Consider the following 23,516-nt stretch of genomic DNA (forward strand, 5'->3'; position numbering starts at 1 on the left):
CATGGAGGACAGGAGCTTCGACCTGCAGCCTCCGCGGCATCGAGAGGAGACATGTCTATGGTCCGCAAGACGGGTTCAACGCGCGGTAGCGCCTTCAGCCGACGAGGGTTTCTTGCCGCCGCCGCGACGTCGATCGGCGCCGTCGTCGTTCGGGAACCGGGAGCCGGTCCGGCCAACGCTTCCGCTCGCGTGGACGAGTCGAGCGCGGACATCGCGCGCATCCTGCTGGGCATGTCGTTGGAGCAGAAAGTCGGGCAGCTGTTCGTGATCGCCGTGTCCGGTGGAACACCCGCGACCACGGACGCAGCGGCCATCAGTGCAAACCGGTCCGCCTACGGTGTCGGCACCCCGGCGGAGGTAGTGGCGACGCACCGGCCGGGTGGCATCATCTACTTCGCAGGGGATAGGGGCAACCTCGTCCTCCCGCCTCAGATCTCCCAGCTCTCCGACGGCCTGCAGCGCGCCGCTGAGAACGCCGGCGCCGTCCCGCTGCTGATCTCCACCGATCAAGAGCAGGGTGGGTACGTCGTGCGAGCACCGGGGACGCTCCTCCCCGGCCAGATGGGACTCGCATCCAGCCCCACGACCTCATCGGACGTCTCTTCGGCCGCGGCGATCACTCGAGACGAGCTGCGCGCCATGGGCATCAACCAGGCGTTCGCGCCTGTGGTGGACGTGGCGTCCAATCCCGCCAACCCCGTCATCCATGTCCGCTCCTTCGGCGACGAGCCCGGTCGCGTCGCATCGCTGGCCACGACGCAGATTCGCACATTCCAGAAGCGGGGCGGGATCGTGGCCGCGGCCAAGCACTTCCCTGGGCACGGCGATACCGACACCGACAGTCACACCGGACTCCCGGTCATCGGCCGTAGTCGCGCGGAGCTCGAGCGCATCGACCTTCCGCCGTTCGCCGCGGCTGTCCGGGCGGACGTGGGCGTCATTATGACGGCGCACATCGTTGTACCGGCGCTCGATCCCAGCGGTGATCCGGCGACACTGTCCCAGCCGATACTCACGGGGCTGCTTCGCGAGGAGCTCGGGTACGACGGTGTCGTGATCACCGATGCCCTCGATATGGCCGGCGTCCGCCAGCGATACACCGACGCCCGCGTCCCCGTCCTTGCGCTGAAGGCCGGTGCGGATCAGCTTCTCATGCCCCCGGACTTCGCGGCCGCTCGCGACGGGGTGCTCGCGGCCATCCGCGACGGGGAACTGACAGAGCAGCGCATCGACGAATCGGTCACTCGGATTTTGCGCCTCAAGCAGCGCTTCGGGCTCCTCACCGCTCCGCGAGCCCGGGCGGAGGTATCTGTCGTAGGAAGCCCCACGCATCTAGCCATGGGTGTCGCCATCACCGATCGGACCATCACGCTCCTCAAGGACGACCTCCGCCTCATCCCGCTGAGACGAGGTCCGCAAAAAATCCTCGTCACCGGGTGGGGTGACGTCACGACTCGAAAGCTTGGAGATGTGCTCACCTCGCACGGCGCCTCGGTCGCCGTCTTCGCTACGGGCCTCTCGCCAGACGCGACAGCTGTGCAGGATGCTCTGGCGCGTGCACAAGATGTTGACCTCGTAGTCGTGTGTACTCGAAACCTAGGCGTCCCAGGTAGCCAGGGGCAGGTAGATCTCGTGGCCGCCCTAGGCGAGTCTGACACCCCGCTCATCTCCGTCGCGGTGCTCGAGCCCTACGACATCGCCCATGTACCCAAGGTGAGCACGCATCTCCTGACGTACTCATATGCCTTGAATGCGCTGGAGGCGTTGGGCCGCGTCCTTTACGGGGATGTGGTGCCGACGAGCAGGCTGCCCTTGGATATCCCGCGGAGCGACGGCACGGGCGTGCTCTACGCGCGCGGATCGCACGTGAGGCTGCACCGCTCGTGATGTTCCGCTCATGCTCCACTCGGAGTGCCTAGCTCGTTTCAGCGACTCAGCTGGCCTTTTGGATCGCGGACATCCGTCAGGCCGCGCAGTCGGCGGCCCTTGCGACGGTCGTGCTCTCGCAGAGCGCGGAGGAGGGCGCCTCGTTCGCCATCCAGTTGGTGGCGCAGCTCGAGACCTCGCTCGACATGACGAGGAAATTTATCGCCTGCGAGTTGCTCGGGACGATCCGGCTCGTTCGTCGCCGCGGAGTGGCGGGCGATATGAGGGGCGCCTTCGCGCAAGCCTACGACCGCGCGGAATCTACGTTCGAGGCCGACGACGCGGACGCAGATCTACGTCCCGACCTCGATCGCCTTGCCGCTCTGGTTTAGTGGATCGCTGATGTGGCGTCCGACTGAACCCTGCTGCACCGCGCGTGGCGCCGTGGCAGGCCTGCCTCCTGACACCGTGGCTTGGGCAGCGCCTGTCTGGCTGCTTGGCTTCTTCAGCCCCACAACTCTTTATGTGACATAACGCAGATTATCAGTGGTAGAACCGGCTCGGCCGTTGTCCCGCGAGCGTCTGTATTGAGGGCTCCGCAGGCGCCCGAAGGACTTGAGCTTCGAACGGCCGTCGTGCTGGTTCGCCGTTGTACGTCATTCTTCGCCTCGAGGTCGCGCTGCGCTCCGGGCTGGCGCATGTATCGGGTGACGACAAGCGGGCTGGCGAACTCATCCGAAGGCGGCTTCCTCCGGGTCTTGGTAGCCGCGCAACGTGCCCCGATGTGGTCTCGTGGGCGACTTGCTTTCCGCGCGGGCGCACAGCTTCGCGCCTGGGAAGTCCTTGACCCGCAATCTTTCTGAAAGCGCTTGCACAAATGGCCCAGCATGTGCATGATCCCTGATAGCGCTTTCACACAGACGTGACGGCCGGACGAAGTACGAAGGAGTACAGACGTTGTCGATCTTCACCTGGTTCCCCGCTCGGAAGGCGCTACTCAGCTGCACCGCTGCCGCAGGCGTGCTCGCACTCGGCCTGACCGGCACGGAGTTCATCGCCGCGCCACAGTCCGCTTCAGCCGCTACGAGCCGTGTCGTCGTCGACTTCGGGACGACGACCGGTTCGTTCCGCGGCGGTGCCACGGGCACGCTCTACGGCCTCGGTGACGACGGGTCCCCGTCGCCGGCCGTGCTCGAGGGGGCGCGAGTGACCAACACCTCGCAGAAGCCGCCGCAGGGCGCGCAGCACCCGAACGGCGATGCTCTCGACGTCGAGCAGGACTTCTTCGCCGCTGGCGGCCAGGACCTCTACGTCTACGCGCAGGACATGTACCCGGACTGGGCCTACAACGGCGGGCAGCGACCGGGCGACGCGAACCGCGACGGCGAGTGGGACTACCTGCCCATCCTCCGACAGGTCGTCGACTCCATCGCCACCAACTCCGAGCACCCCGACAAGTACGTCTTCATCCCCTTCAACGAGCCGGACGCCGGCAACTGGTACCCGAACTGGAGCACGCAGAAGACGCAGTTCCTCGCCGACTGGTCCGCCGCATACGTCGAGATCCAGAAGATCTACGCTGCACACGGCCTCGGCAAGGCCAAGGTAGGCGGCCCCGGCGACTCCGCATGGCACGCCGACCGTAGCCGCGACTTCCTCGTCTACGCCAAGGAGAAGTCCCAGCTGCCCGACGTGTTCATCTGGCACGAGCTCGGCACCCAGAACCTCGCCACCTTCCGCAGCCACAACGCCGAGTACCGCGGATTCCTCCGCGAGCTCGGCATCCCGGACATCCCCGTCAACATCACCGAGTACGGCATGCTCCGCGACATGGGCGTCCCCGGACAGCTCATCCAGTGGTTCTCCATGTTCGAGGAGCAGAAGGTCGACGCACAGACCGCCTACTGGAACTACGCCGGCAACCTCTCGGACAACAGCGCCCGCAGCAATGGTGCCAACGGCGGCTGGTGGATGTTCAAGTGGTACGGCGACCTCGCCGGCAGCCGCACCGTCAAGGTCACTCCCCCGCAGGCGAACGTCGCCGACACCGTCCAGGCCATCGCCGCCCGGGATGACGCCGACGGCGAGGCGACCGTGCTCGTCGGCGGCGGAGCCTCCGACATCGCCCTGGACCTGTCGGGACTCGACTCGGCGACCTTCGGTACGAGCGTCGACGTCGTCGTGCGTGCCGCACGCCTGAATGGCGCTGAGGGCCTCTCGGGGCAGCCGCCCGTCGTACTGTCGAGCCGTATCTCCCTGGCTTCCGGCGCCGCCTCTGTCACGATCCCGAACTCCGACCGCTATGCCGCGTACGAGGTGCAGATCACCAAGCCGCTCGCGCAGCGACCGGTAGTCGACACGTCCCTCGTCAGCAGCGTCGAGGCAGAGTCCGCCGCCTTGCAGAGTGCTAGCGCATTCACCCAGGACCCCGCCCGCGAATGGTCGTTCATGGCCTCGGCCGGCCGCGATGTCGGCGGCTTCAACCAGGTCGGCTCTTCCGCGACCTGGAACGTGACCGTGCCTCGGGACGGCACCTATCGGCTCTCGGTCCTCGCCGGTGCGAACCAGGCGCCTGGGCAGCATGCCCTGTTCGTCGACGGATCCTTCAACCAGCTCGTGAAGTACTCCGCGGACCTGTCCTACACCTACCGCGGCAGCACGGATGTCCTCGTACCCCTGACCGCCGGCACCCACTCGCTCTCGCTGCGCGCCAGCCGCGACGGCCAGAACAAGCTCCCCGGCAGCGACATCACCCTCGACCGGTTCGAGCTCCGCGACGCCACCAACGGCGAGCCCACCACCTACCCCGCCACAGAGGCACGCCTCGCGTCCGGCGCGCAGCTGGTCTGGGGCCAGTCCCGCACTGCCAGCAACGGTGGAGCGCGCCTCACCGGCTCCGGTACGGCATCGTTCTTCGTGACCGCGGCGGAGAGCGGCTACCACGACGTCGCCGTCCGCTACACGACCACCGGGGCCTCCTCGCTTGGGGTGACGGTCGCCGACCGGAGCGTTCCGGCCGGTAGCGTCACCGCGGCCGGAGCGTGGACGACCATTGTCCGCGTGTGGCTGACGCAGGGCGTCAACGACATCGGCATCTCCTCGAACACGGGCGCCGTCGTCACCGACGTCACCACCACCCGCGGATCCGCGCAGCGCGCCGCGGACACCGCATCCGGCAACGCAGTGCGGGTCGAGGCGGAGCAGCTCACCCGTGCCGGCGGGACCATCGTCCGGACGCTCCCCGCGAGCAGCGGATCCAACGGCTCCGCAGATGCGCAGGGCGCCGTCACCGTCCTCGGCAACCTCGGAGCAGGGGCCGGTAACACCGCGACCATGGCCCGCCCCGCAGGCCTGGGCGCCGGCGACTACGTGCTGACCCTGTCGGCATCCAACGCCGACAAGACGCCCGCGATCAACTACAACCCCCAGGTCATCAGCCGCTTCGTCGACGTCACCGAAGCAGGCGGGACGCAGACGCGCGTGACCGCCCGGCACAACTACTCCTGGAGCAGCTTCTGGGACTACGCGCAGCCCATCACCCTCACCACGCCGAGCGGCGCACTCACCTTCGGCAACGCGACCGCGTGGGCACCGGACATCGACACCGTGACCCTCGCCAAGCGTGCCGTCGGCACACCCACCACCACCTCCCGCTGAGCTCGCCCACCTCCGAGCTACCCACGCCGGCCGGTGACCCACCCGTCGCCGGCCGGCTCCTCGCCCGCATCGCGGGCACGAAAGGACCCCCCCATGACCCTCGACCGCCTCCTCGCCTCCCCGGACGACGCGTCGACCTCCGCCCTGCCTGCCGTCATCCGGTGGAGCGCGCCTGGACTGACCCTCAAGTTCGCGCACGGCGACGGCCCTGTGCGACTCATCCGGGCCACCACCACCGGCGTCGACGTGCACATCCCCGGATCGATCCCCGCAACCGACGTCATCGCCGCCGGACACGGTCGCACCCTCGTCGGATCACGCCTCGTGCAGTCCCGCCTCGGCGCCTCCCTCCGGCTCGCCGCCGTCCTACCCACCAGGGACGGCGGCCTCGACCTCGTCTCCGACTCCCCTGACGGGCTGCGGATCACCCTGCACCTGCGCACCGCCGGACAAGCGGCCTTCACCGCCACCACGACCATCGAGAACACCGGCGACACCGTCATCGACCTGCACGCCGTCACATCCTGGGCCAGCGCCCTCGGCTCCCGAGCCGACACCGGACACGGAGTCGCGGACTGGGACCTCCTCCAGGGGCGCAGCGACTGGCTGGGCGAGGGCCGCTGGTCCACGAGCCAGCTGCGCAGCGTCCTGCCCTCGCTGAACCAGGCCATGACCGGTCACACTCCCCGTTCCGCGAACCGGCGCAGCTCCCAGGGCACCTGGTCCACGGGCGGATCCATGCCCCTCGGCGGAGCCGTGTCCACCGCCCGCGGCATCACCTGGCTGTGGCAGGTCGAGAACAACGGACCGTGGCGGTGGGAGATCGGCGAGCACGTCGACGACGTGTTCATCGCCCTCGCCGGCCCCACCGACATCGACCATCAGTGGCAGCAGCCGCTCGCACCCGGAGAGTCCTTCACGACCGTTCCGGCGACGATCGCGCTCGGCGCCGACCTCGACTCAGCGGCCGCGGCGCTGACGCGGCACCGCCGCCTCACCCGCCGCCCGCACCCGGACAACACGCGTCCCGCCATCGTCTTCAACGACTACATGAACACCCTCAACGGCGACCCCACCACGCAGAAGCTGCTGCCCCTCGTCGACGCGGCAGCCGCGGTCGGGGCGGAGGTGTTCTGCATCGACGCCGGCTGGTACGACGACGGCGGCGACTGGTGGCCCAGCGTCGGCGCCTGGCAGCCCTCCAACGTCCGCTTCTCCGGCGGACTCGCCGAAGTGACCGACCGGATCCGTTCCCACGGGATGGTGCCCGGACTCTGGCTCGAGCCGGAGTCCGTCGGGGTCCTCAGCCCGATCGCCTCATCGCTGCCCCCGGAGGCCTTCCTGCAACGCGCCGGGCAGCGGATCCTCGAACAGGACCGCCTCCACCTCGACCTCCGGCACCCTGCCGCCCGCGCCCACCTCGATGAGGTCGTCGACCGCCTGGTACAGGATTTCGGCGTGGGCTACTTCAAGCTCGACTACAACACCGACCCGGGAGCGGGGACCGACGTCGACTCACCCAGTCCCGGAGCGGGGCTCCTGGGCCATTCCCGCGCCGTGCTCGACTGGCTCGACGGGGTCCTCGACCGCCACCCCGACCTCATCCTCGAGGCCTGCTCGTCCGGGGCCATGCGCGCCGACCAGGCGATCCTCTCCCGTGTGCAGGCGCAGTCCACCTCCGACCAGCAGGACTACCTCCTGTACCCACCCATCGCCGCGGCGGCGCCGCTCTCGATGCTCCCCGAGCAGGCGGCCAGTTGGGCGTACCCGCAGTCATCCATGACGGACGAGCAATCCGCGTTCTGCCTCGTCACCAGTCTCCTCGGCAGGTTCTTCCTCTCCGGCTACCTCAACACCATGGACGACACCCAGATGGCTCTCGTCCGCGAGGCCGTCACGGCGGCCCACGAGATCCGCGGCGATCTGGTCCGCTCCGCACCGAGCTGGCCCTCCGGGTTGCCTGCCTGGGAGGACCGGTTCGTCAGCGTCGCCCTCGTCACCGAAGCCCGCTTCCTGGTGTCCGTCTGGGACCGCGGTGAACCGTCCGACGAGCACACCCTCGAGTTCCCCTCGCTGCGGGGCACGGACGTCGACATCGACGTCGTCTTCCCGCAGCACCTCACCCCCTGGCAGGCCAGCTGGAACGCCGCCACGGGCACCCTGACCGTCCGTTCGACCGCCGACACCGTCGGCGCGCGCACGTTCGCCCTCACGCCGCTCGCGTCGTGAACACCCTCCCCTCCCACCGCACCGCACCCCGAAGGACCGACCGATGAAGCTCACCTGGAAGACCGGCGCGACGGCCGTCGCCGTGGCCGCCGCCCTCACCCTGACCGCCTGCAGCGACCCCGGAGCCGGAGGCGGCAGCTCCGGCCCCGTCACGTGGCCCGCGCAAGACGCCGATCTCACCGGCACCACCCTCACCATCTGGGCCGCCCAGAACAGCTCGAAGACCGCGGACAGCGTCATCGACGGCTTCGAGGCGGCGACCGGTGCGAAGGTGGAGGTGCAGACGATCCCGGATCCCTACGAGCAGGGCATCCAGACCAAGGTCGCCACCGGCGACATGCCCGACCTCGCGTTCTGGCAGCCGACCGCCTCCAGCCTCACCGCTCTCAACGCGAAGCAGAACCTGCAGCCGCTGGACGGTGCTCCCTGGCTCGACACCTACGACGCCAACTACGCGGACATCACCGGACTGCTCGACGACACCCGCTACGCCGCGCTCGTCACCACCCCGGCGGTCGAGGGCGTCTACTACAACAAGCAGGTCCTCGCCGACGCCGGCATCACCGAGATCCCCACCGACTGGGACTCCTTCCTCACCACCGCCCGCGAGCTCAAGGCACAGGGCAAGACCCCCTTCTACGAGATGGGCGCCGACAAGTGGGCCACCCAGTGGTGGGTCTCCGTCATGCTCGCCGACGCCGCGAAGGACGGTCTCTGGGACCGCGTCAACCAGAACGAGGAGAAGTTCACCGACGCCACCATCCAGGGTGCCATCGACGACTACAAGGGACTCATCGACGAAGGCCTGTTCAACGCCGACATCAAGACCGCCACCTTCGAGGACCAGGGCGACGCGCTCCTCGCCGGCGACGCCGCGATGGTCGTGCAGGTCAACTCGTTCTTCGGACAGCTGCAGGCCAAGGCCGACACCGCGGAGCTCGACGAGAAGATCGGCTTCTTCCCCATCTCCCCCACCGGCAACGTCGCCACCTTCATCCCCGACCAGAGCAACGCGCTCGTCGCGTTCGCTACCGGAGACGCCAAGCAGGAGGAGGCGTCGCGCCAGTTCCTGTCCTACTGGCTCGGTGACGGGTACCAGGCGTTCGTCGACGCGCAGCAGACCGTGCCGCTGATCTCAGGCATCGAGACCCCGGCCGGTGTCCCCGAGGCGCTCCGCGCCGCGTCGGCCTCCGTCCCGGACGCCGTCGGCTCCATGCAGGTGTCCGCCATCGCCAACCCCGACCTCTACATCAACCTCGCGGACATGATCCAGGGCACCAAGACGCCCGCCGAGGCCGCCGAGGCCACCCAGCAGCAGTTCGCGGAGCTCGCCAAGGCACAGGGCGCCACCGGCTTCTGACCCGGCACCCGCACGCGCACCACCGGGCGGGGTGCCTGACCGTCACCCCGCCCGCACCATCGACAGGAGACAGCATGACCGCCCCGCACACCGCCCTCCGCGCCCCCTCGGCGCAGACGGTCGACTCCAGGAGGGCGCAGCACGGCCGCAAGCAGGACCACCCCGCCTGGTTCCTCATCCCGGCGCTCATCGTGCTGGTCGTGTTCTTCTTCGTGCCGACCGTCTTCAACTTCGTCTACGCCTTCACCGACTGGTCCAGCTTCAAATCCAGCATCGCGTTCGTCGGCACGGACAACTTCACCTCACTGTTCTCCAACGGCACCCTGGTATCCGGACTCCGGGTCACACTCGTCTACGCCGTGCTCGTGGCGATCTTCCAGAACCTGTTCGGCCTGATCCTCGCCCTGGTGCTCGAAGCCGACACCCGCGTGAACCGCCTAGCTCGTGTCGCGTTCTTCGTCCCCGTCGTGATGTCCGCCCTCGCCGTCGGCTACATCTTCCAAGCGCTGCTCAAGCCCGACGGCGCATTGAACGCGATCCTCAGCGCCGTCACCGGCACCGAGGTCACCACCGCGTGGCTCGGCAGCACCTCCTGGACCATCGTCGTCGTGGCCCTCATCCACGCCTGGAAATGGATGGGCCTGTCGATGCTCATCTACCTCGCGGGACTGAAGACCATCAGCGGCGACGTCCTCGAAGCCGCCCGTCTCGACGGTGCCAGCTGGTGGCAGACCTTCCGCACCATCCGCTTCCCCCTACTCGCCCCCGCCGTCACCTTCAACGTCGCAACCTCGCTGCTGGGCTCGATGAACGGATTCGACGTCGTGCAGGCCACCACCGAGGGCGGTCCCGGCGGCACCACAGAGCTGCTCAACATCTTCATCTTCCGCACCTTCGGCCAGGGCCTGTTCGCGCAGGCCACGACCATGAGCCTCGTGCTCTTCCTCACGGTCGCCCTCCTCGCCTTCCCCGTCATCCGCATCCTCCGCAAGAGAGAGGACGTCCTCTCATGAGCGTCTCCGCCCCCACGCGTCGCCCCACGGTCGACGCGCACTCGTCGTCTACCGGCTCGGCCGCCCCACGAAGCGGCCGTCCCGCCCGCGGCCGCGCATCGCGCCGTCGCCTCATCCAGCCGGCCATCGCTCTCGCCCTGGTGGTCCTGCTCCTCGGGGTGCCGTTCTGGATGGTGGTCGTCACTGCCGGCAAAGACCAGGCCGAGGCCCTGCAGCCGAACCTCGCGCTGCCATCCCGATGGCAGTTGCTCGACAACGTCGCATCCGTCTTCGCCGACGGGCGCATGCTCCCCGCGTTCTTCGGCAGCATGCTGATCATGGTCCCGTCCGTCGTGGGCGTTCTGCTCCTCGGCGCCATGGCCTCATGGGTGCTCGCCCGCCGGACCAGCCGCGGCATGGCCGTGATCTACGCCCTCGCGATCAGCGGCATCGTCCTCCCGCCCGCCGTGGTCACGATCGTGCTCCTGCTGCGCCAGATCGGCCTCGCCGGAACGCCGCTCGGCATGATCGGCGTCTACATGGGGATGTACTTGTCCACCGTCGTCTTCTTCGTCACCGGTTTCGTGCGGACGATCCCCGTCGAGCTCGAGGAGGCGGCTCGCGTCGACGGCGCCGGCCCGGTGCGCGTCTTCTTCCGCATCATCATGCCGCTGCTCGGCCCGACCCTCGCCACAGCGACGATCCTCATCTGCCTCTACGTCTGGAACGACGTGTTCTACGCCCTCTTCGTCATCGGCGGACGCCTCGACACGCTGCCTCTCAACCTGTACCAGGTGGCGTCCAGCGGTCTCTACCTGCAGAACTGGCACCTGATCTTCGCGTACATCATCGTCATGAGCCTCCCGCTGTTGCTCACTTTCATGGTCATGCAACGGAAGATCATCTCCGGCATCACCAGCGGCGCCGTCAAGTGACCGCACTGGTCGTCCCGCCATATGGTGAGACGATCATGCCCACCGCACCCGCCGACCGACCCGCGAACCTCGACGACGTCGCCCGCGCGGCCGGCGTCTCCGCACCCACCGTGTCCCGGGTCATCACCGGCGCGGCTCGCGTGAGCGCGGACAAGACGGAGCGGGTCAAGAAGGCCATCCAGGAGCTCGGCTACCGGCCCAACCCGGCAGCCCGAGCCCTGGCCAACGGAAGATCGCAGGTGATCGCCGTCTTGGCCGGCGACACCTCGCGTTACGGCTACGCCGAGACCCTACGCGGGGTCGAAGTCAGCGCCCGCGCCTCCGGATACCTCGTCAGCATCGCGGTCATCGACTCCGTGGACCCGGCAGAGGTCGGCACGGCCGTCGACTTCGCGCTGCAGCAGGCCGTCGCCGGGGTCGTCGTCCTCAAGTTCGACCCGCAGGGCGTCGCAGCCCTCACCGCCGTCCCACCCTCCCTGCCGACCGTCGCCATCTCGGGCGAGATCGCCGGCACCGTCCCCCAGGCCGTCATCGACGAGGCCGCAGGCTCAGCCGCGCTCACCCGGCACATGCTCGAGCTAGGACACGACACCGTCCACTACGTCCGCGTGCCCCCGTCCGGCAAAGAGGACGGCCGCACAACAGGATGGCGAAGGACCCTCGCGGAGCACGGCATCACCGAGCCGCCCATCCGCGACGCCACATGGGAGCCGTCATCCGGCCGTGTTATCGGACGACAGCTGGCTCAGGACGGGGTGACTGCCGTCCTCTGCGGCAACGATGAGATCGCGATGGGCGTCATCCGCGGCCTGGCCGACGAGGGGCTCTCGGTTCCCGACAATGTCAGCGTCGCAGGATTCGACGACCACCCCATCGCGCAGCTCTTCTCTCCCGCCCTCACCACAGCACGCCAGGACTTTGCCGCTCTCGGCACCCGGGCCTTCGGCCAACTTGAATCTTTGATAGCGGGCGAGGAGACCGAGTTGCTCACGTCAGCCGAAGCGATCGTGGTCGCACGCGAAAGCACGGGGCCGGCTCCGAGGCGCCCTTCAGGATGGAATACACTCGCGCCCTGAGTAACAGAATGAATGCCATCGGCGTTCTTCTGAGCGAGAGGGCCCCACGCGGAGTCGCGCGCAACGTGCGAGTACGTCGAGGCGTGGTTGCAAAGCGAGAAGACGTCGCGCACATGCTGTTCGTAGACTTGGGAGATATGGGACATTACGCTGATGACCTCCGACGGCCAGGAGCATGAGGGGGAACCGTTTTCTCCCTCTGACGTGCACCGCTGCCCCAGTCTGCAGCAAGTCCTGACTCGCATGGCGGCGATAGGCTACAGGCCGAAGCGCATCTCCTATAACAAGGTCAAGAGCATTGCTACAGGTCGGACGTCGTGCCCGTCTAGACCCTCGCGGCCATCCGCGCCTGGCGAGCGATCGAGCAGAGTGCCTCGACCCCTGTTCCAGGGATGCTTACCTAGAACGAATCGTGAGCGGCGCCTAAGTAGTTCGAGGCATGGTGAACAAGCCGATGAACGCATCATTGGTTCCCTGACGCTCAGCTGACGGGAAAGAACGAAGACGGGATTGGGCTACACGGGCTCCGGGCGTCCCACGTTATGGACGTGCTCACGGGTCTCGCCGATCTATGCTCGCCGCAACACCGAGACCTCGTGCTCCTAAGGGCCGGACAGCGCCGCACCCACGCCGCGCGAGAGATCGACGTGGATTCGATCCACATCCTCATCCCCATCCCCAATCCCGTCCACGTCATCGACGGGGACGAATCACCGTCGAGCGGATCGTGTAGGAGGTCATCGAGAACGACCAGGGCCAGGCGCTCACCGATGCGGAGCACACGATCGCGTTCAAGCAGCTGCAGTTGCCGCCGGTGATGCTGCGTAGGCTCGTCCTGCTCGCGGGTCGTGTGGACACTCTGCATGCAAAGGGGGTGCCCGCACCTACCTTCAGACCAACGAACAGTCGGCGTCTTCACTGCGTGCTATTGCCCGCAGTCACTCAGCCTTGCGAAGCACAAGGCTACTGCTCATTAGGTCTACTCGTTTGGAGCTTCCATGATCACCATCAATACCGCAGTTCATTCGTCTTTGCGCCTGTCAGGTGCTGGCTGCCTGGTTCTCGGCATATCATTCGTCATGCTCGTCTCGGCCGTACTCATAGTTAACGCTCCGCAAACCGCTCATGCGACGACACGGCCGGGAGAGACCGCCTCGAGTGATGTGAACACCGGTAGCGTTCCAGTGTCTGTCGGAATGAGGGCCAACAGCCCGCTTGACAAGCGACCAGGATCCGATCAGCTGATCTATGCGTCCACGCCCGTTCCGCCGGTGACTTCGGGTGAGGTAGACCAGTATATTCGAGATAACAAGAGCTGGAAGTCATTCCATCGGTGGTTGAACCACAAGTTCCATCCCGTCATTCATCTCAACGGGATTGCTGTTCGGACGATTTTGGGAACGGTGATCGGAGTCGTCACGACCGCGACCTGTTCGCAACTGTATCTCACTCCTGTCACCTGCACTGTAATAGGAGGCCTGCTCGGCGGCGTGTTCGCGGTCATTGCCTCCAGCAAATGCGGCCAAAAGGGCATTTATATTCCCATTCCGGACTACTGGCATGACTGGTGCGGATGAAGACGGCCGCAGTCGCATCGCGGAGCTATGACGCGCGAGGGTCCTCGGCCTGAGGATGCTCGGCTACTCGCCGGTCTCCGGCTTCACGTAGCCCCCTCGTCACTTGCTTGGGTGAGGATGACTGATCCATTAGATGTGCCGGTGGATCGGTTTCATGCCGTGCCAGTTGCCGCTCGGATCTTCGGGAGGGCCCGCTATCACGCCTCAACGCACGGTCCGACGGAATTCAGGTCGGCACCATCAGCTCGCTTCCGACCTCAGGGAAAGCCGTCGTCTCCTGGATCGTGCCCCATGACAGCGAGGAACATGCCGTCAACAAGAACGCCGACACCTTCGTCGGTTAATGCTCGTGATGGATGCGCAGCTCTACGGGCGCTCAAGGGATCTCCGCCAACTCACCTTGACTACCGCGCGGGCTTTCTGTTCCTTCGGGATCTCCGACATCGACAGCCCGTGCAGCGTGCAGCGACCGGGGGTCGGTGATGTGTCCGCGGACGGGGTCAACGTTGGCGGCCAGGCCTTCGACGTCTACGCCTTCGAAGGCCCCCCACCACAGTTCACCCGAAGACAATCAAGCTCCTAGGCGCCCTCGCGCCTGTCATGCCCGACGCATCCGGCGTCGAACAATCCGACTACCGCGCGACCGCTGGCACGAGTCTCGACCTCCCGATGAAGCAGTTCGCCGACACCTACAACCACCCGACGCACCGGTGAAGCTCACCGATTGCTGCCCTGCCATCTCGAGGGGATTCCCATGCCGACCTCCGAACTGCACCGTCTGGCGATCCTCGGTGCTCTACCGCATGCGCCGCCAACTCTGGTGACGCCGCCGTGGTGCGGTACTACTCCGATGGGATTACGTGGTACCCGTGGAAGATCACGCTGGTGAGGGGCGGCGCCTAGGCGATTGCCTGCGTCGGCGTGCTGCGCTGATCACGATCAGCATGCGCGGAGCTGGGGCGGTCATAGATCGCGCGTCCCTCGTGCCCGCAATAATTTGGACGGCGACGCTCGACACGATCGCGTCGCACATCCTCTTCGAGCCGGCCCTCTTCTGGATTCACCTCGGCGGCATCGTCATCCTCAGGGTCACATTCCTACTTAGCGGGGACGGCGGGAAGTGGGTCTTAGCCGGCGCGGCTGTACTCCTCGTGGTGCAGGGCGTCGGAGAGATGATCCGCCGGCTCTCAGCCGAAGCTCACATGCCCGAGGGGACGTTCCTCGCAGTGGCCGCTGGTGCGGTCATCGGCGTCGCCATACTCGCTTTCGGGAGCAGACGATGACGCCCCGTAGCCGCTTCCTGTTTGTCGGCGTCGCCGTGCTCCCGAGCGCGTGCGGCGTCGCCGGCAGTTGGTGCGGCATGGCCTGCACTACAGGCAGGAGCCGGCCGACGTCGCGACGCGGCCACGGCCGAGCCGGCCGATGTCGCGGTCGCGAGTGGCGCCGTGGTCGACGTCCTCACGACCGCCGCTCTCGTGCGCGGGGGAGTGGTCGACGCGGTCGCGGTGCGGCGGTCGTCGACAAGTTGGCGACACACACGCACGCGCGGACGCCGGTCTACGACCGGGCGGCCTACGGTCCGTCCTGGGCGGACGCCGACCACAACGGGTGCGACCAGCGGATCGACGTCCTGGCTCGCGACCTCACGGCGGTCACATACACGAGGCGGATTCCGGCTGCACGGTGGATATGGGGCATCTGGCCGACGTCGAAACGGGCCGGAGCATTGACTTCACCCGTGGGAGGGCGACGAGCGCGGCGGTGCAGATCGACCACCTCGTGTCCCATGGGTGGGCGTGGCAGCACGTCGCCGCCGGCTAGATGGGGGAGCGTCGCGAGCAGCTGGCGACCGACTTCACTAACTTCCAGGCCGCCGAGGGGCCGAGGAACGAGGCGAAGTCGGGCCGGGGGTCGGCGACATGGGTCCCGCAGGCCGCGGGCTATGACTGCCTGTACCTCACCCGGTTCGCGGACCTTCCGGGCACCCATGGGCTCATGATCGACGACGCGGACCGTGACGCTATGGCGACGCCCTCGACGGCTGCTCCTTATCCAACGCCTGATAGGTGATCGGCGACGTGGCCGCCGAGTCAAGCGACTCCTCACGCCTGCGCCCGATCCGCTGCCCGAGCTCGTTGCGGGCGCCGCGTAGACCTCGAAGGTGAACGGGTCCCCGAGCTCCGCGCGGTGCCGCATCACGTACCCCAGGCCGGGCCGGTCCTCGACCTTGATCGGCCGGTAGCCGCCCTCGAAGGGGACGAGTGTACGCGACGGCTTCGCGCACCAGGCCGTGGCCGTTGCTCCGAACTGGTGCATCATGCGTATTGCCTCTAGGGCTTCACAGGCTTGCGCACGCTGCATTGCAAACGATCGAGTTGTTGATAAAGCGCATGGATTGCTAATCAGCAACGCAAGAATCGACATCGGGAGGTGACACGCGTATCCCAGGTCCATGCGCGTGCCCACCCAAAGCAAGTACCTACTATTCGCTACATGTTTAAGGAACCAAATGAAGAAGATAAACCTCAAGCGGAGGCATGCGGCGTCTATGGCGGCACTGTCCATCGGGATCGGACTGGCTCTGGCCTCCGGGTCCCATGGCGTCGGTGGTGAAAGTGCTCGAGCCTAAGCTTGGTCTCAGGATCTGAAAGCGGTCCGTTTGACACGGACAAAAGCTTTTCGGATGTAGATGCCGCAGAATCTAAAAACTACTGGACTCCAGGGAGAATGTCGGCGGCAGTGTCCGCTGATGGGGCGTCGGCTACGCCCCAAAAACCGAGTCCGGCCATCGGTGCTATTGCGGCCACGAGCGCCTTCGAAGCCGTGTATTGGATCGGGCGACTTCATTACACTGCGGGTGGCAAAGACTATTCTTGTATGGCGGCGTCTATCAAGTCAGACTCGAAGCTGGTTATAGCAACCGCCGAGCACTGTCTTTATCACAAGGGCGACTTCAGTACTAACCTTCGCTTCATTCCCGCCTGGGACGGGGCTAATAAACCCCTTTCGACGTGGGGCGCCAACGAATATCAGGTCCCGCGGGCTTGGCGGTACCAGGAGGACCAGCAGCACGATGCAGGACCCGTCCAGCTGAAGCCTTAGCGATCTTGGCTCGGTGCTAAGCAATACCTGGCCGAGCAGGCCGGCGCGACGGATGTCAATGTCAGTCTTGCCAAGACGGGGTTTAATTACCAAGCATTTGGCTACGAACAGGTACCAGGATTTACGTCGCATCCTCTTCTAACGTCTCGCCAGCCGCGACCGTCGCGGCATGAACGCTCCATTGAAGGACTTTCCGCCATGCTCGTACTCGTCTCTGCCCGACGGCACCAGCTCCTCATGAGAGCTTGGGCGGCCGTGCTCGTCGCCCTCCTCGCTATCGCAGGCACAGCCTCCGATTCCGCTACCTCGGCCCACGCTGCAGGACTCCCCCCGCAGGGGTCATCCATCTCAAGCGTGCCGGCGTTCCCCGCACCCACGTCAGTCAAGCCGCCACGAGCGACCCCGTACGAGGTGCCTGCCGGTCAAACTGTCGACTACGCCAATGCGCAGCTCAACGGGTCAACGTCCGGGCGTGGCGAGTTCCAGCAACCGGTCATCCTCGTCCACCCGCTAGGAACCGTGAAGAACGTGATCATCGGGTTGCTCGCTGCCGACGGCATCCACTGCGAAGCCTCTTGCACGATCGTGAACATGTGGTCAAGCCACGTCGGGGAAGACGCCGTGACCCTACTTGACGGATCTCCCGCATCCTCCGTCGTCACCATTCAAGGCGGAGGCGTGCAGCACGCGTACGACAAGGTCGTCCAGATGGATGGCGCGGGGACGGTCCGGATCTCGCACTTCGCCGCCTCCGACATCGGCTCCCTCGTCCGCTCCTGCGGTGACTGCCCGCACCAATATCCCCGGCACATCGTGGTCAGCGACGTCTTCATCGACGGTGGCCGCTACAAAGTCACCGGCGTCAACCAGAACTTCGGCGACACAGCCAAGCTCGATCATGTCACCATCCGCGGAACGCGGATGCAAGTCTGTGACTGGACTATTGGGGGTCGCGGCAGTCCGGCGAAGGAAGTGCCCGGAGGGAGCGGAGGCCCGTACCCGGGTGTGTGCGACTTCAGCTACGCCACCATCCTGTTCGAGCACGGACAAGGTGCGAGCATCGACTTACGAAAATTGTGGGTTACAAGACGCAGGCAGCGCTGAAGCTGCGCTCCGTGCTCTCTGAAGCTCCAAAAGGAACTAAGAAGATAATGACCTAGGGAGGATGCGTGCGGACTTCCGGAAGCGAGCGCCTTCCGAACAGGGTTGCGGGCGTTCTACCACCTGCTACTAGCCGCCTGTGCACTCCATGCGCGGCTACTGCGGCGCTGTACCTAAGGTTTGCTCGCCCTCGGAGGTGATCCGCACTAGTGCCGTACCCCTGTGGCTTGCGATCGCCCACCTCCACCTATCGGTCACTCCGTGGGTCGGGCTAAATGGACGCGCTCAGCGCGGCACGCGAGATCGCGGTGCCTGTGCTGTATGCACGAGATGAAGGATTCACATGCACTTGCCTCTTCGCTCCCGACGCCGACTCGAACGCTCTACCGCTCGCTTACTACTCCTGGCCTGCGTCGGGGTCGCTGCGGTGGGAGGTGTCAGCTTCAGCGGCACTGGACCTCCGGCCGCTCACGCGTCACCCTCGTCGTCCCAGCGCCTCGCCGGAACTTCAACGGACGCCGATCGGGTCACGGGCAAGAGCTTCTCGTACGACGATGACGCTGCGTCGGCCGAGTACTGGACGCCCGAACGCATCCAGAAGGCAGATGCGGCTTCGGGAGACAGCCACACGGGCGACGCGAACCTGGTTCAGTCCAGTGGATTGACGCACTACGAGCCCGTCTATTGGATCGGGCGGCTGTACTTTACCCGCGGGGGACGAGAAGGGTCCTGCACCGGATCCGTCGTCAAGTCCGACTCGCGGCTCGTCGTTGCCACTGCAGCTCACTGCCTGTACTTTGATGGCGACTTTGCAACGAATGTGCGTTTCATCCCCGCCTGGGACGGGGCCAACAAGCCGCTTCTTACGTGGGGTGCGGACTTCTATCAGGTCACGACCTCCTGGCATGCGTCGATGGACGCTCAGCACGACACCGCCTTCATCAAAATGAAGCCCCGAGAAAACTGGGGCGGGTCGAAGACGTACTTGGCGGATGTCGCCGGTGCCTCTCGGGTGGACTTTGCCCTCGCGGCTCCGCGCCTGCATTACGAGATGTTTGGATACTCCCAGGTCTCCGGCTACACGCCGGCCCCGCTCGTGACCTGCTCCGGGGAGGGTGACCGCTTCATCGGATCTCCCCGGCGGATCGGCCTCATGCCGTGCCAATTCCCGCCTGGATCTTCGGGCGGGCCCGTGTATCACGCCTCCACGCGGGGTCCGAACGGAACACAGGTCGGCAACACGAGCTCTGTCCAGACCTTGGGAAACACTGTCATTTCCTGGTTTGTACCTTGGGGTAGCGAGGAGCACGCCGTCTATAAGAACGTCGACACCTTCGTCGGCTGATGCTTGTGCTGAACGCGCAGCATTTAAGGTGCTCGAGGGGTTCTCCTTCAAGTACCTTGACCTTCGCGTCTCAGCGCCGTGAGGGAAGGGCCGGGTCGCGTATGCGCGCCACCCCGTTCCACGTTCAGGTCGCACCCGTCCGGCGTCTGTCCTCAATCGGACCGTTCCTTCTCGCACGTTAGTACTTGGGAGAAGAGATCATGCAGCGTCAGCGTCAGCGTCAGCGTCAGCGTCAGCGTCAGCGTCAGCGTCAGCGTCAGCGTCAGCGACATCGCCGGGCCGAGCTGTGGTCCGTCAGGCGGGTGGTTGCTCGCTATGTCCTATGGGTAGTCCGGGCGCTGCGTTCGCTGGCATGTCGAGGTGCTAGCCCAAGCCTTCCGGCCGAGCGTGAACGCGAACGCGCGCACCGGGGTTCTCGCCGTCGACCGTAACGACCGTGGAGACGACATCACCAGTGTCGTCGGCGCATCACCGGTCCTGTTCAACCAGAGCGCTACCCGTGCCGCATCGGCGTAAGGCTATCCGGCTGGTCGTCGCCCCAACAGGGAGCACCTCGAGCGCTGCCGGGGAGTCGGACAAGCCGTATCAACGGAGCAAATCTCCCTCCCCTGTGACATGAACGAGGGTGTCTCCGGTGGCCCCCTCTTTGCCGGTGATGACGCGAATGCTCCGCAGTTGGCCAATGTCGCCGAGCGCTATGGCGACTACTCACACGTCCTCGGGCCGATCTGGCAGGGCACGGAGAAGTCGGTGTACGACACCGTCGCAGTTATCACCGGGTGACCGATGGGCTCTGAACGCTCACTTCGTCATGAAAGGACGTGGCCGGCTCTGATCATTAAGCCGGCCATGCCCGCTCAACGAGCGAATTCAAATCCCATGGCTTTCGAGACATGCGTACTCAGCCTTCGAGGTCAGCGGCGTGCTGGCGTCCTCGGATGGCGAGGATCGTTCCGCCGACGACCGCGGAGGTAAGGGAGCCGACGAGTACGCCGACCTTGACGACGTCGTCCTGTTTGCTGCCAGTGCCGTAAGCGAGCTCGCCGACGAGAAGCGAGACGGTGAAGCCGATACCGGCGACGAAGGAGAGTCCGATGACGTCGGGCCAGCGCAGCGTCGGGTCGAGCCGGACCCCGGGCAGGCGCGTCACGAGGAGCGATGCGCCCGTGATCCCGGCGGCCTTGCCGACCACGAGCGCGGCGATGATGCCAATGGCCACCGTGTCGGAGAGCGACTCACGCAGCCCGTCGAGGCCGCCGACGGCGACGCCAGCGGAGAAGAACGCGAAGACCGGTACCGCGACGCCGGAGGAGAGGGGGGACCAGCGCTCGGCGAAGTGGTGCGTAAGCGCGTGGCGCTCCTCGTGTCCGGCGGCGTCGCGGTGCGTGACGCCTGCGCGGGTACTCGAAATGGCGGGGACGAGGAGACCGAGCGCGACTCCGGCGATGGTGGCATGAATCCCGGACGCGTGAACCAGCGCCCACGCGCCGACGCCGAGCGGGAAAAGGACGTACCAGGCGCGCACCCCGCGATGGACGAGGATCCCGAATGCGGCGAGCGGTACCAGCGCGAGCAGGAGGGGCATGAATGCGATCCCGGCCGTGTAGAAGACGGCGATGATCGTGATCGCGAGCAGGTCATCAACCACAACGAGGGTCAGCAGGAACGTGCGCAGCGCCGGAGGGAGACGCTTGCCGACTACCGCGACCACAGCGACTGCGAACGCGATGTCGGTCGCTGCGGGGATGGCCCATCCCTGGAGTGCGTCAGGACCGGCGCCTAGGTTGATGAGCGTGAAGATGCCGGCAGGTAGGGCGACGCCGCCGACGGCGGCAGCGATGGGGAGCGCGGCGACGCGAGGGTCACGGAGGGACCCGGCGACGAATTCCTGCTTCAGTTCGAGACCGACGACGAAGAAGAAGATTGCGAGAAGCCCATCCGCCGCCCACGCGCCGACGCTGAGGTCGAGATGCAGCGCCTCGGGCCCGAACGTGAAGCCACGCACGCGCTCGTACAGATCCGCGGCGGGGCTGTTGGCTATGACGAGCGCGAGCAGGGTCGCGATCAGCAGCAGGATCCCGCCGGTGGTGTCGTGGCTAAGGAACCGGGAGAGGCGGGCGCCGCGGCCGGGCGAGGTCCGGGCGTGAGGAGAGGTAGGTAGAGCAGGGATGGGAGTGGTCATGGGTTTCTTCCGTCGCCGAGCGCGAGTAGGGGGCGTTTCCGCTCCGGCGTCGTAGTCGACGGGAGCAGGCCTAGCTGGCCGGCGGCGGGCAGCCGGCGATCTCGCCGTGCGCGTTCGTGCCCCACGAGCTCATCCACCCATTCGTACCGGAGGCGCGCTTGGTCAGCAGGCGATTCTTGGGGAAGGCCGCATCGGCTCGAGCGCGGGCGCGCGAGACGGTGACAGTGGGGAATGGCACTCGACCACGGTACTTCACGAGCGCGCGTGCCCGTCAGCGTCGAGGCGCCTGAGGGACTATGGCCGCGTCGGGCGGCCGGGCGGCCGGGCGGCCGGGCGGTCGCGGCGTGGGCGCGAAGATGGAGGCGCGATGCGTGAGCTGGCAGCGGCATGTGTCGGTGCTATTAGAGCGACCGCGGCCCGGGGGGGCTACACTCCCTCCTTCCTCACAGCACTGGCTAGTTCCCGCTGAGCACGCTGCTCACCAACATCAGCGGTTCCTTCGCCCTCGCAGTCCTGGTCGCGGTCCGGCATGGCCTGTCGAAGAACGGCAACGACCACGTGCACGTGCACGTGCACGTCCCCGTCTCCCTGGTCCGCGAGGACGCTACGACGGCCAGCACGCACCTCGACTACGCCCGTGCCCAAAAGGCCATGCGGGAGCTTGAACGTGCGTTCGGGTTGAAGCTGCTGCACGACTCCGAGCGCGCCGTTGCACTACGCGGCGAGCAGCCGGGGGAGCGTGAGTCCGCGGCCCGGGGCGGCGCCAATGAAGTTGACGCCAGGCCCCTCGAACGAACTGTCCGCGCCGCCGCTGGTGCATTCCTCGATGAGGGCGAGTTCGTGCGCCGCGTGCGCCGCGACGGCGTACTGATCCGCCCCGCTACGCGACCGGGCGTGACGTGGTGGCCGGCTACTCAGGGCGCTACGGCCCGAGAAGGGCAAGCCTGTCGTCTGGCGCGGCGGAGGCCGGCTTGCGCGCGACCTCACCCTCCTGGAGCTTCGGAAGGGCTGGCCCGACGGCCCCGAGTGGGCCACCGCGGCCGTCGCCGAGTGGTAGGCCACGGCGAGGAGCGCTTGGGCATATAAGCCCGCTGCGCCCGGTCGCGAGGAGTCCGAGATGCGGTCGGAGATGTTGAAGATGTACGCCGACGACATGACGCGGCTGCACCACTACCTCGCCCGTCTCGACCCCAACGAGCACGCCTCATGGGCGCACGTCGCGAAGGACACCGCGGGCGCCTGCGCCGCCTGGTTCCGTCGCCTGGAGTCGACCCCGGGCCACTCGCCGACGCCGCACGCACCCTCTCGCCCACGCGTCGCAGATCCGCGCCTACGAGAGTAAGCCGCGCCCGCCGTAGATGCCGTCGATGACGTGCACCACGGCGCTCATCCTCGCGCAGGCAAGGAAGGGCAAGAATGCCGCGGCAGAGGCGATGCTGCTCGGCCAGCTCTCGCAGACCTCGCTTCACGTCTACCGGGCCGTGAAGGCAACCGGCAACGCTCGCACACCGCAGGCCACGGCCGAGTTTATGAAGCGGCGCCTCACCCATATCCGCGACCGCTACACCGCGCAGATCGACCGCAACACACTTGCGGCGCTCCCGGCAAAAACGCGCCAGGCGGTACAGCGCCAGCAGATCACCACCGGCACCGGATCGCCCGTGCCGACCAAGCTCACGCCGCAGGCGATGCCCATCGATGTCCCGACTACATGCGCACCATCCTCGCCGGAGCGTGACGGCATCGAACAGTAGAAGGGGGCACCACCATCACCGACGAAGGAGATATGGAATCGACGACGAGCTCTCCAGCGCAGCACGAGTCGCGATCACCGTGGTGACGTAGATGGCCGACCGGCTCGCACGCGGACGCGAGGAGGCTGCCCGCACCGCGCAGGGCCGCTCCGAGAACGAGGTGAAGCAGCTCCAGGAGCGGTTCAGCGCCGAGCGCGACGTCGCGGTGGCGAGGGTCTCCGTCGTCGACCGCCCTAAATACTGGGAGCGCTCGTCTCTCCTGAACCAGGCGTCTATGCACGAGACCGCGCAGCAGTGGAAGGACGTCGACCTGCGCGCGTAGGCGGCCTCGGAGACCACC

16 protein-coding genes are annotated in these 23,516 nt (G+C 66.6%); 15 read left to right on the forward strand and 1 reads right to left on the reverse strand.

Going from position 1 to position 23,516, the window contains the following annotated elements:
- Positions 1-189: 189 nt before the first annotated feature.
- From AES38_RS15005 to AES38_RS15940, 12 genes are all read left to right on the forward strand, one after another.
- Positions 190-1,887, forward strand: coding sequence for a glycoside hydrolase family 3 protein (locus tag AES38_RS15005; protein WP_053775924.1), 1,698 nt, complete (start codon positions 190-192; stop codon positions 1,885-1,887).
- 110 nt (positions 1,888-1,997) lie between these two features.
- Complete coding sequence (locus tag AES38_RS15010) at positions 1,998-2,258, forward strand: hypothetical protein (RefSeq protein ID WP_053775925.1); 261 nt, start codon at positions 1,998-2,000, stop codon at positions 2,256-2,258.
- 565 nt (positions 2,259-2,823) lie between these two features.
- A complete protein-coding gene (locus AES38_RS15015; RefSeq protein WP_053775926.1) occupies positions 2,824-5,523 on the forward strand; it encodes a CBM35 domain-containing protein in 2,700 nt (899 codons plus the stop codon).
- Between the two features lie 93 nt (positions 5,524-5,616).
- Positions 5,617-7,752, forward strand: a complete 2,136-nt coding sequence (locus AES38_RS15020) for a glycoside hydrolase family 36 protein (RefSeq protein WP_053775927.1) — start codon at positions 5,617-5,619, stop codon at positions 7,750-7,752.
- 43 nt (positions 7,753-7,795) lie between these two features.
- Complete coding sequence (locus AES38_RS15025) at positions 7,796-9,112, forward strand: ABC transporter substrate-binding protein (protein WP_053775928.1); 1,317 nt, start codon at positions 7,796-7,798, stop codon at positions 9,110-9,112.
- Positions 9,113-9,288: 176 nt separating this feature from the next.
- On the forward strand, positions 9,289-10,125 hold the full coding sequence (locus AES38_RS15030) for a carbohydrate ABC transporter permease (RefSeq protein ID WP_053775986.1): 837 nt from the start codon (positions 9,289-9,291) through the stop codon (positions 10,123-10,125).
- A complete protein-coding gene (locus AES38_RS15035; protein WP_081001942.1) occupies positions 10,122-11,039 on the forward strand; it encodes a carbohydrate ABC transporter permease in 918 nt (305 codons plus the stop codon). The genes AES38_RS15030 and AES38_RS15035 overlap by 4 nt, the downstream gene beginning before the upstream one ends.
- A gap of 35 nt (positions 11,040-11,074) precedes the next feature.
- Entirely contained in the window at positions 11,075-12,115 is a 1,041-nt protein-coding gene (locus AES38_RS15040) for a LacI family DNA-binding transcriptional regulator (RefSeq protein WP_053775929.1), read from the forward strand.
- 998 nt (positions 12,116-13,113) lie between these two features.
- Positions 13,114-13,692, forward strand: a complete 579-nt coding sequence (locus AES38_RS15540) for a hypothetical protein (RefSeq protein WP_072174724.1) — start codon at positions 13,114-13,116, stop codon at positions 13,690-13,692.
- 944 nt (positions 13,693-14,636) lie between these two features.
- Positions 14,637-14,975, forward strand: coding sequence for a hypothetical protein (locus AES38_RS15050; RefSeq protein WP_053775931.1), 339 nt, complete (start codon positions 14,637-14,639; stop codon positions 14,973-14,975).
- A gap of 2,056 nt (positions 14,976-17,031) precedes the next feature.
- Positions 17,032-17,898: a pectate lyase gene (locus tag AES38_RS15060; protein WP_244629302.1), complete on the forward strand. Its 867-nt coding sequence runs from the start codon at positions 17,032-17,034 to the stop codon at positions 17,896-17,898.
- A 424-nt stretch (positions 17,899-18,322) separates the two neighbouring features.
- On the forward strand, positions 18,323-19,240 hold the full coding sequence (locus AES38_RS15940; RefSeq protein ID WP_157883585.1) for a trypsin-like serine peptidase: 918 nt from the start codon (positions 18,323-18,325) through the stop codon (positions 19,238-19,240).
- A 901-nt stretch (positions 19,241-20,141) separates the two neighbouring features.
- On the opposite strand, the gene nhaA is transcribed toward AES38_RS15940, so the two are convergent.
- Positions 20,142-21,422: a Na+/H+ antiporter NhaA gene (nhaA, locus tag AES38_RS15070; RefSeq protein ID WP_053775934.1), complete on the reverse strand. Its 1,281-nt coding sequence runs from the start codon at positions 21,420-21,422 to the stop codon at positions 20,142-20,144.
- Between the two features lie 1,117 nt (positions 21,423-22,539).
- Between nhaA and AES38_RS15080 the strand changes: the two genes are divergently transcribed.
- From AES38_RS15080 to AES38_RS15090, 3 genes are all read left to right on the forward strand, one after another.
- A complete protein-coding gene (locus AES38_RS15080) occupies positions 22,540-22,764 on the forward strand; it encodes a hypothetical protein (protein WP_053775936.1) in 225 nt (74 codons plus the stop codon).
- Between the two features lie 25 nt (positions 22,765-22,789).
- On the forward strand, positions 22,790-23,176 hold the full coding sequence (locus AES38_RS15085; RefSeq protein ID WP_157883587.1) for a hypothetical protein: 387 nt from the start codon (positions 22,790-22,792) through the stop codon (positions 23,174-23,176).
- A gap of 91 nt (positions 23,177-23,267) precedes the next feature.
- A complete protein-coding gene (locus tag AES38_RS15090; protein ID WP_053775938.1) occupies positions 23,268-23,498 on the forward strand; it encodes a hypothetical protein in 231 nt (76 codons plus the stop codon).
- Positions 23,499-23,516 lie beyond the last annotated feature (18 nt).

This window comes from Clavibacter capsici (assembly GCF_001280205.1).
Classification (GTDB): Bacteria; Actinomycetota; Actinomycetes; order Actinomycetales; family Microbacteriaceae; genus Clavibacter; species Clavibacter capsici.

Coding starts and splice junctions, on each gene's coding strand:
- AES38_RS15020 (WP_053775927.1), top strand. CDS start 5,617: ATGACCCTCGACCGCCTCCTCGCCTCCCCGGACGACGCGTCGACCTCC.
- AES38_RS15025 (WP_053775928.1), top strand. CDS start 7,796: ATGAAGCTCACCTGGAAGACCGGCGCGACGGCCGTCGCCGTGGCCGCC.
- AES38_RS15035 (WP_081001942.1), top strand. CDS start 10,122: ATGAGCGTCTCCGCCCCCACGCGTCGCCCCACGGTCGACGCGCACTCG.
- AES38_RS15040 (WP_053775929.1), top strand. CDS start 11,075: ATGCCCACCGCACCCGCCGACCGACCCGCGAACCTCGACGACGTCGCC.
- AES38_RS15540 (WP_072174724.1), top strand. CDS start 13,114: ATGATCACCATCAATACCGCAGTTCATTCGTCTTTGCGCCTGTCAGGT.
- AES38_RS15050 (WP_053775931.1), top strand. CDS start 14,637: ATGCGCGGAGCTGGGGCGGTCATAGATCGCGCGTCCCTCGTGCCCGCA.
- AES38_RS15060 (WP_244629302.1), top strand. CDS start 17,032: ATGAGAGCTTGGGCGGCCGTGCTCGTCGCCCTCCTCGCTATCGCAGGC.
- nhaA (WP_053775934.1), bottom strand. CDS start 21,422: ATGACCACTCCCATCCCTGCTCTACCTACCTCTCCTCACGCCCGGACC.
- AES38_RS15080 (WP_053775936.1), top strand. CDS start 22,540: ATGCGGTCGGAGATGTTGAAGATGTACGCCGACGACATGACGCGGCTG.
- AES38_RS15085 (WP_157883587.1), top strand. CDS start 22,790: ATGACGTGCACCACGGCGCTCATCCTCGCGCAGGCAAGGAAGGGCAAG.
- AES38_RS15090 (WP_053775938.1), top strand. CDS start 23,268: ATGGCCGACCGGCTCGCACGCGGACGCGAGGAGGCTGCCCGCACCGCG.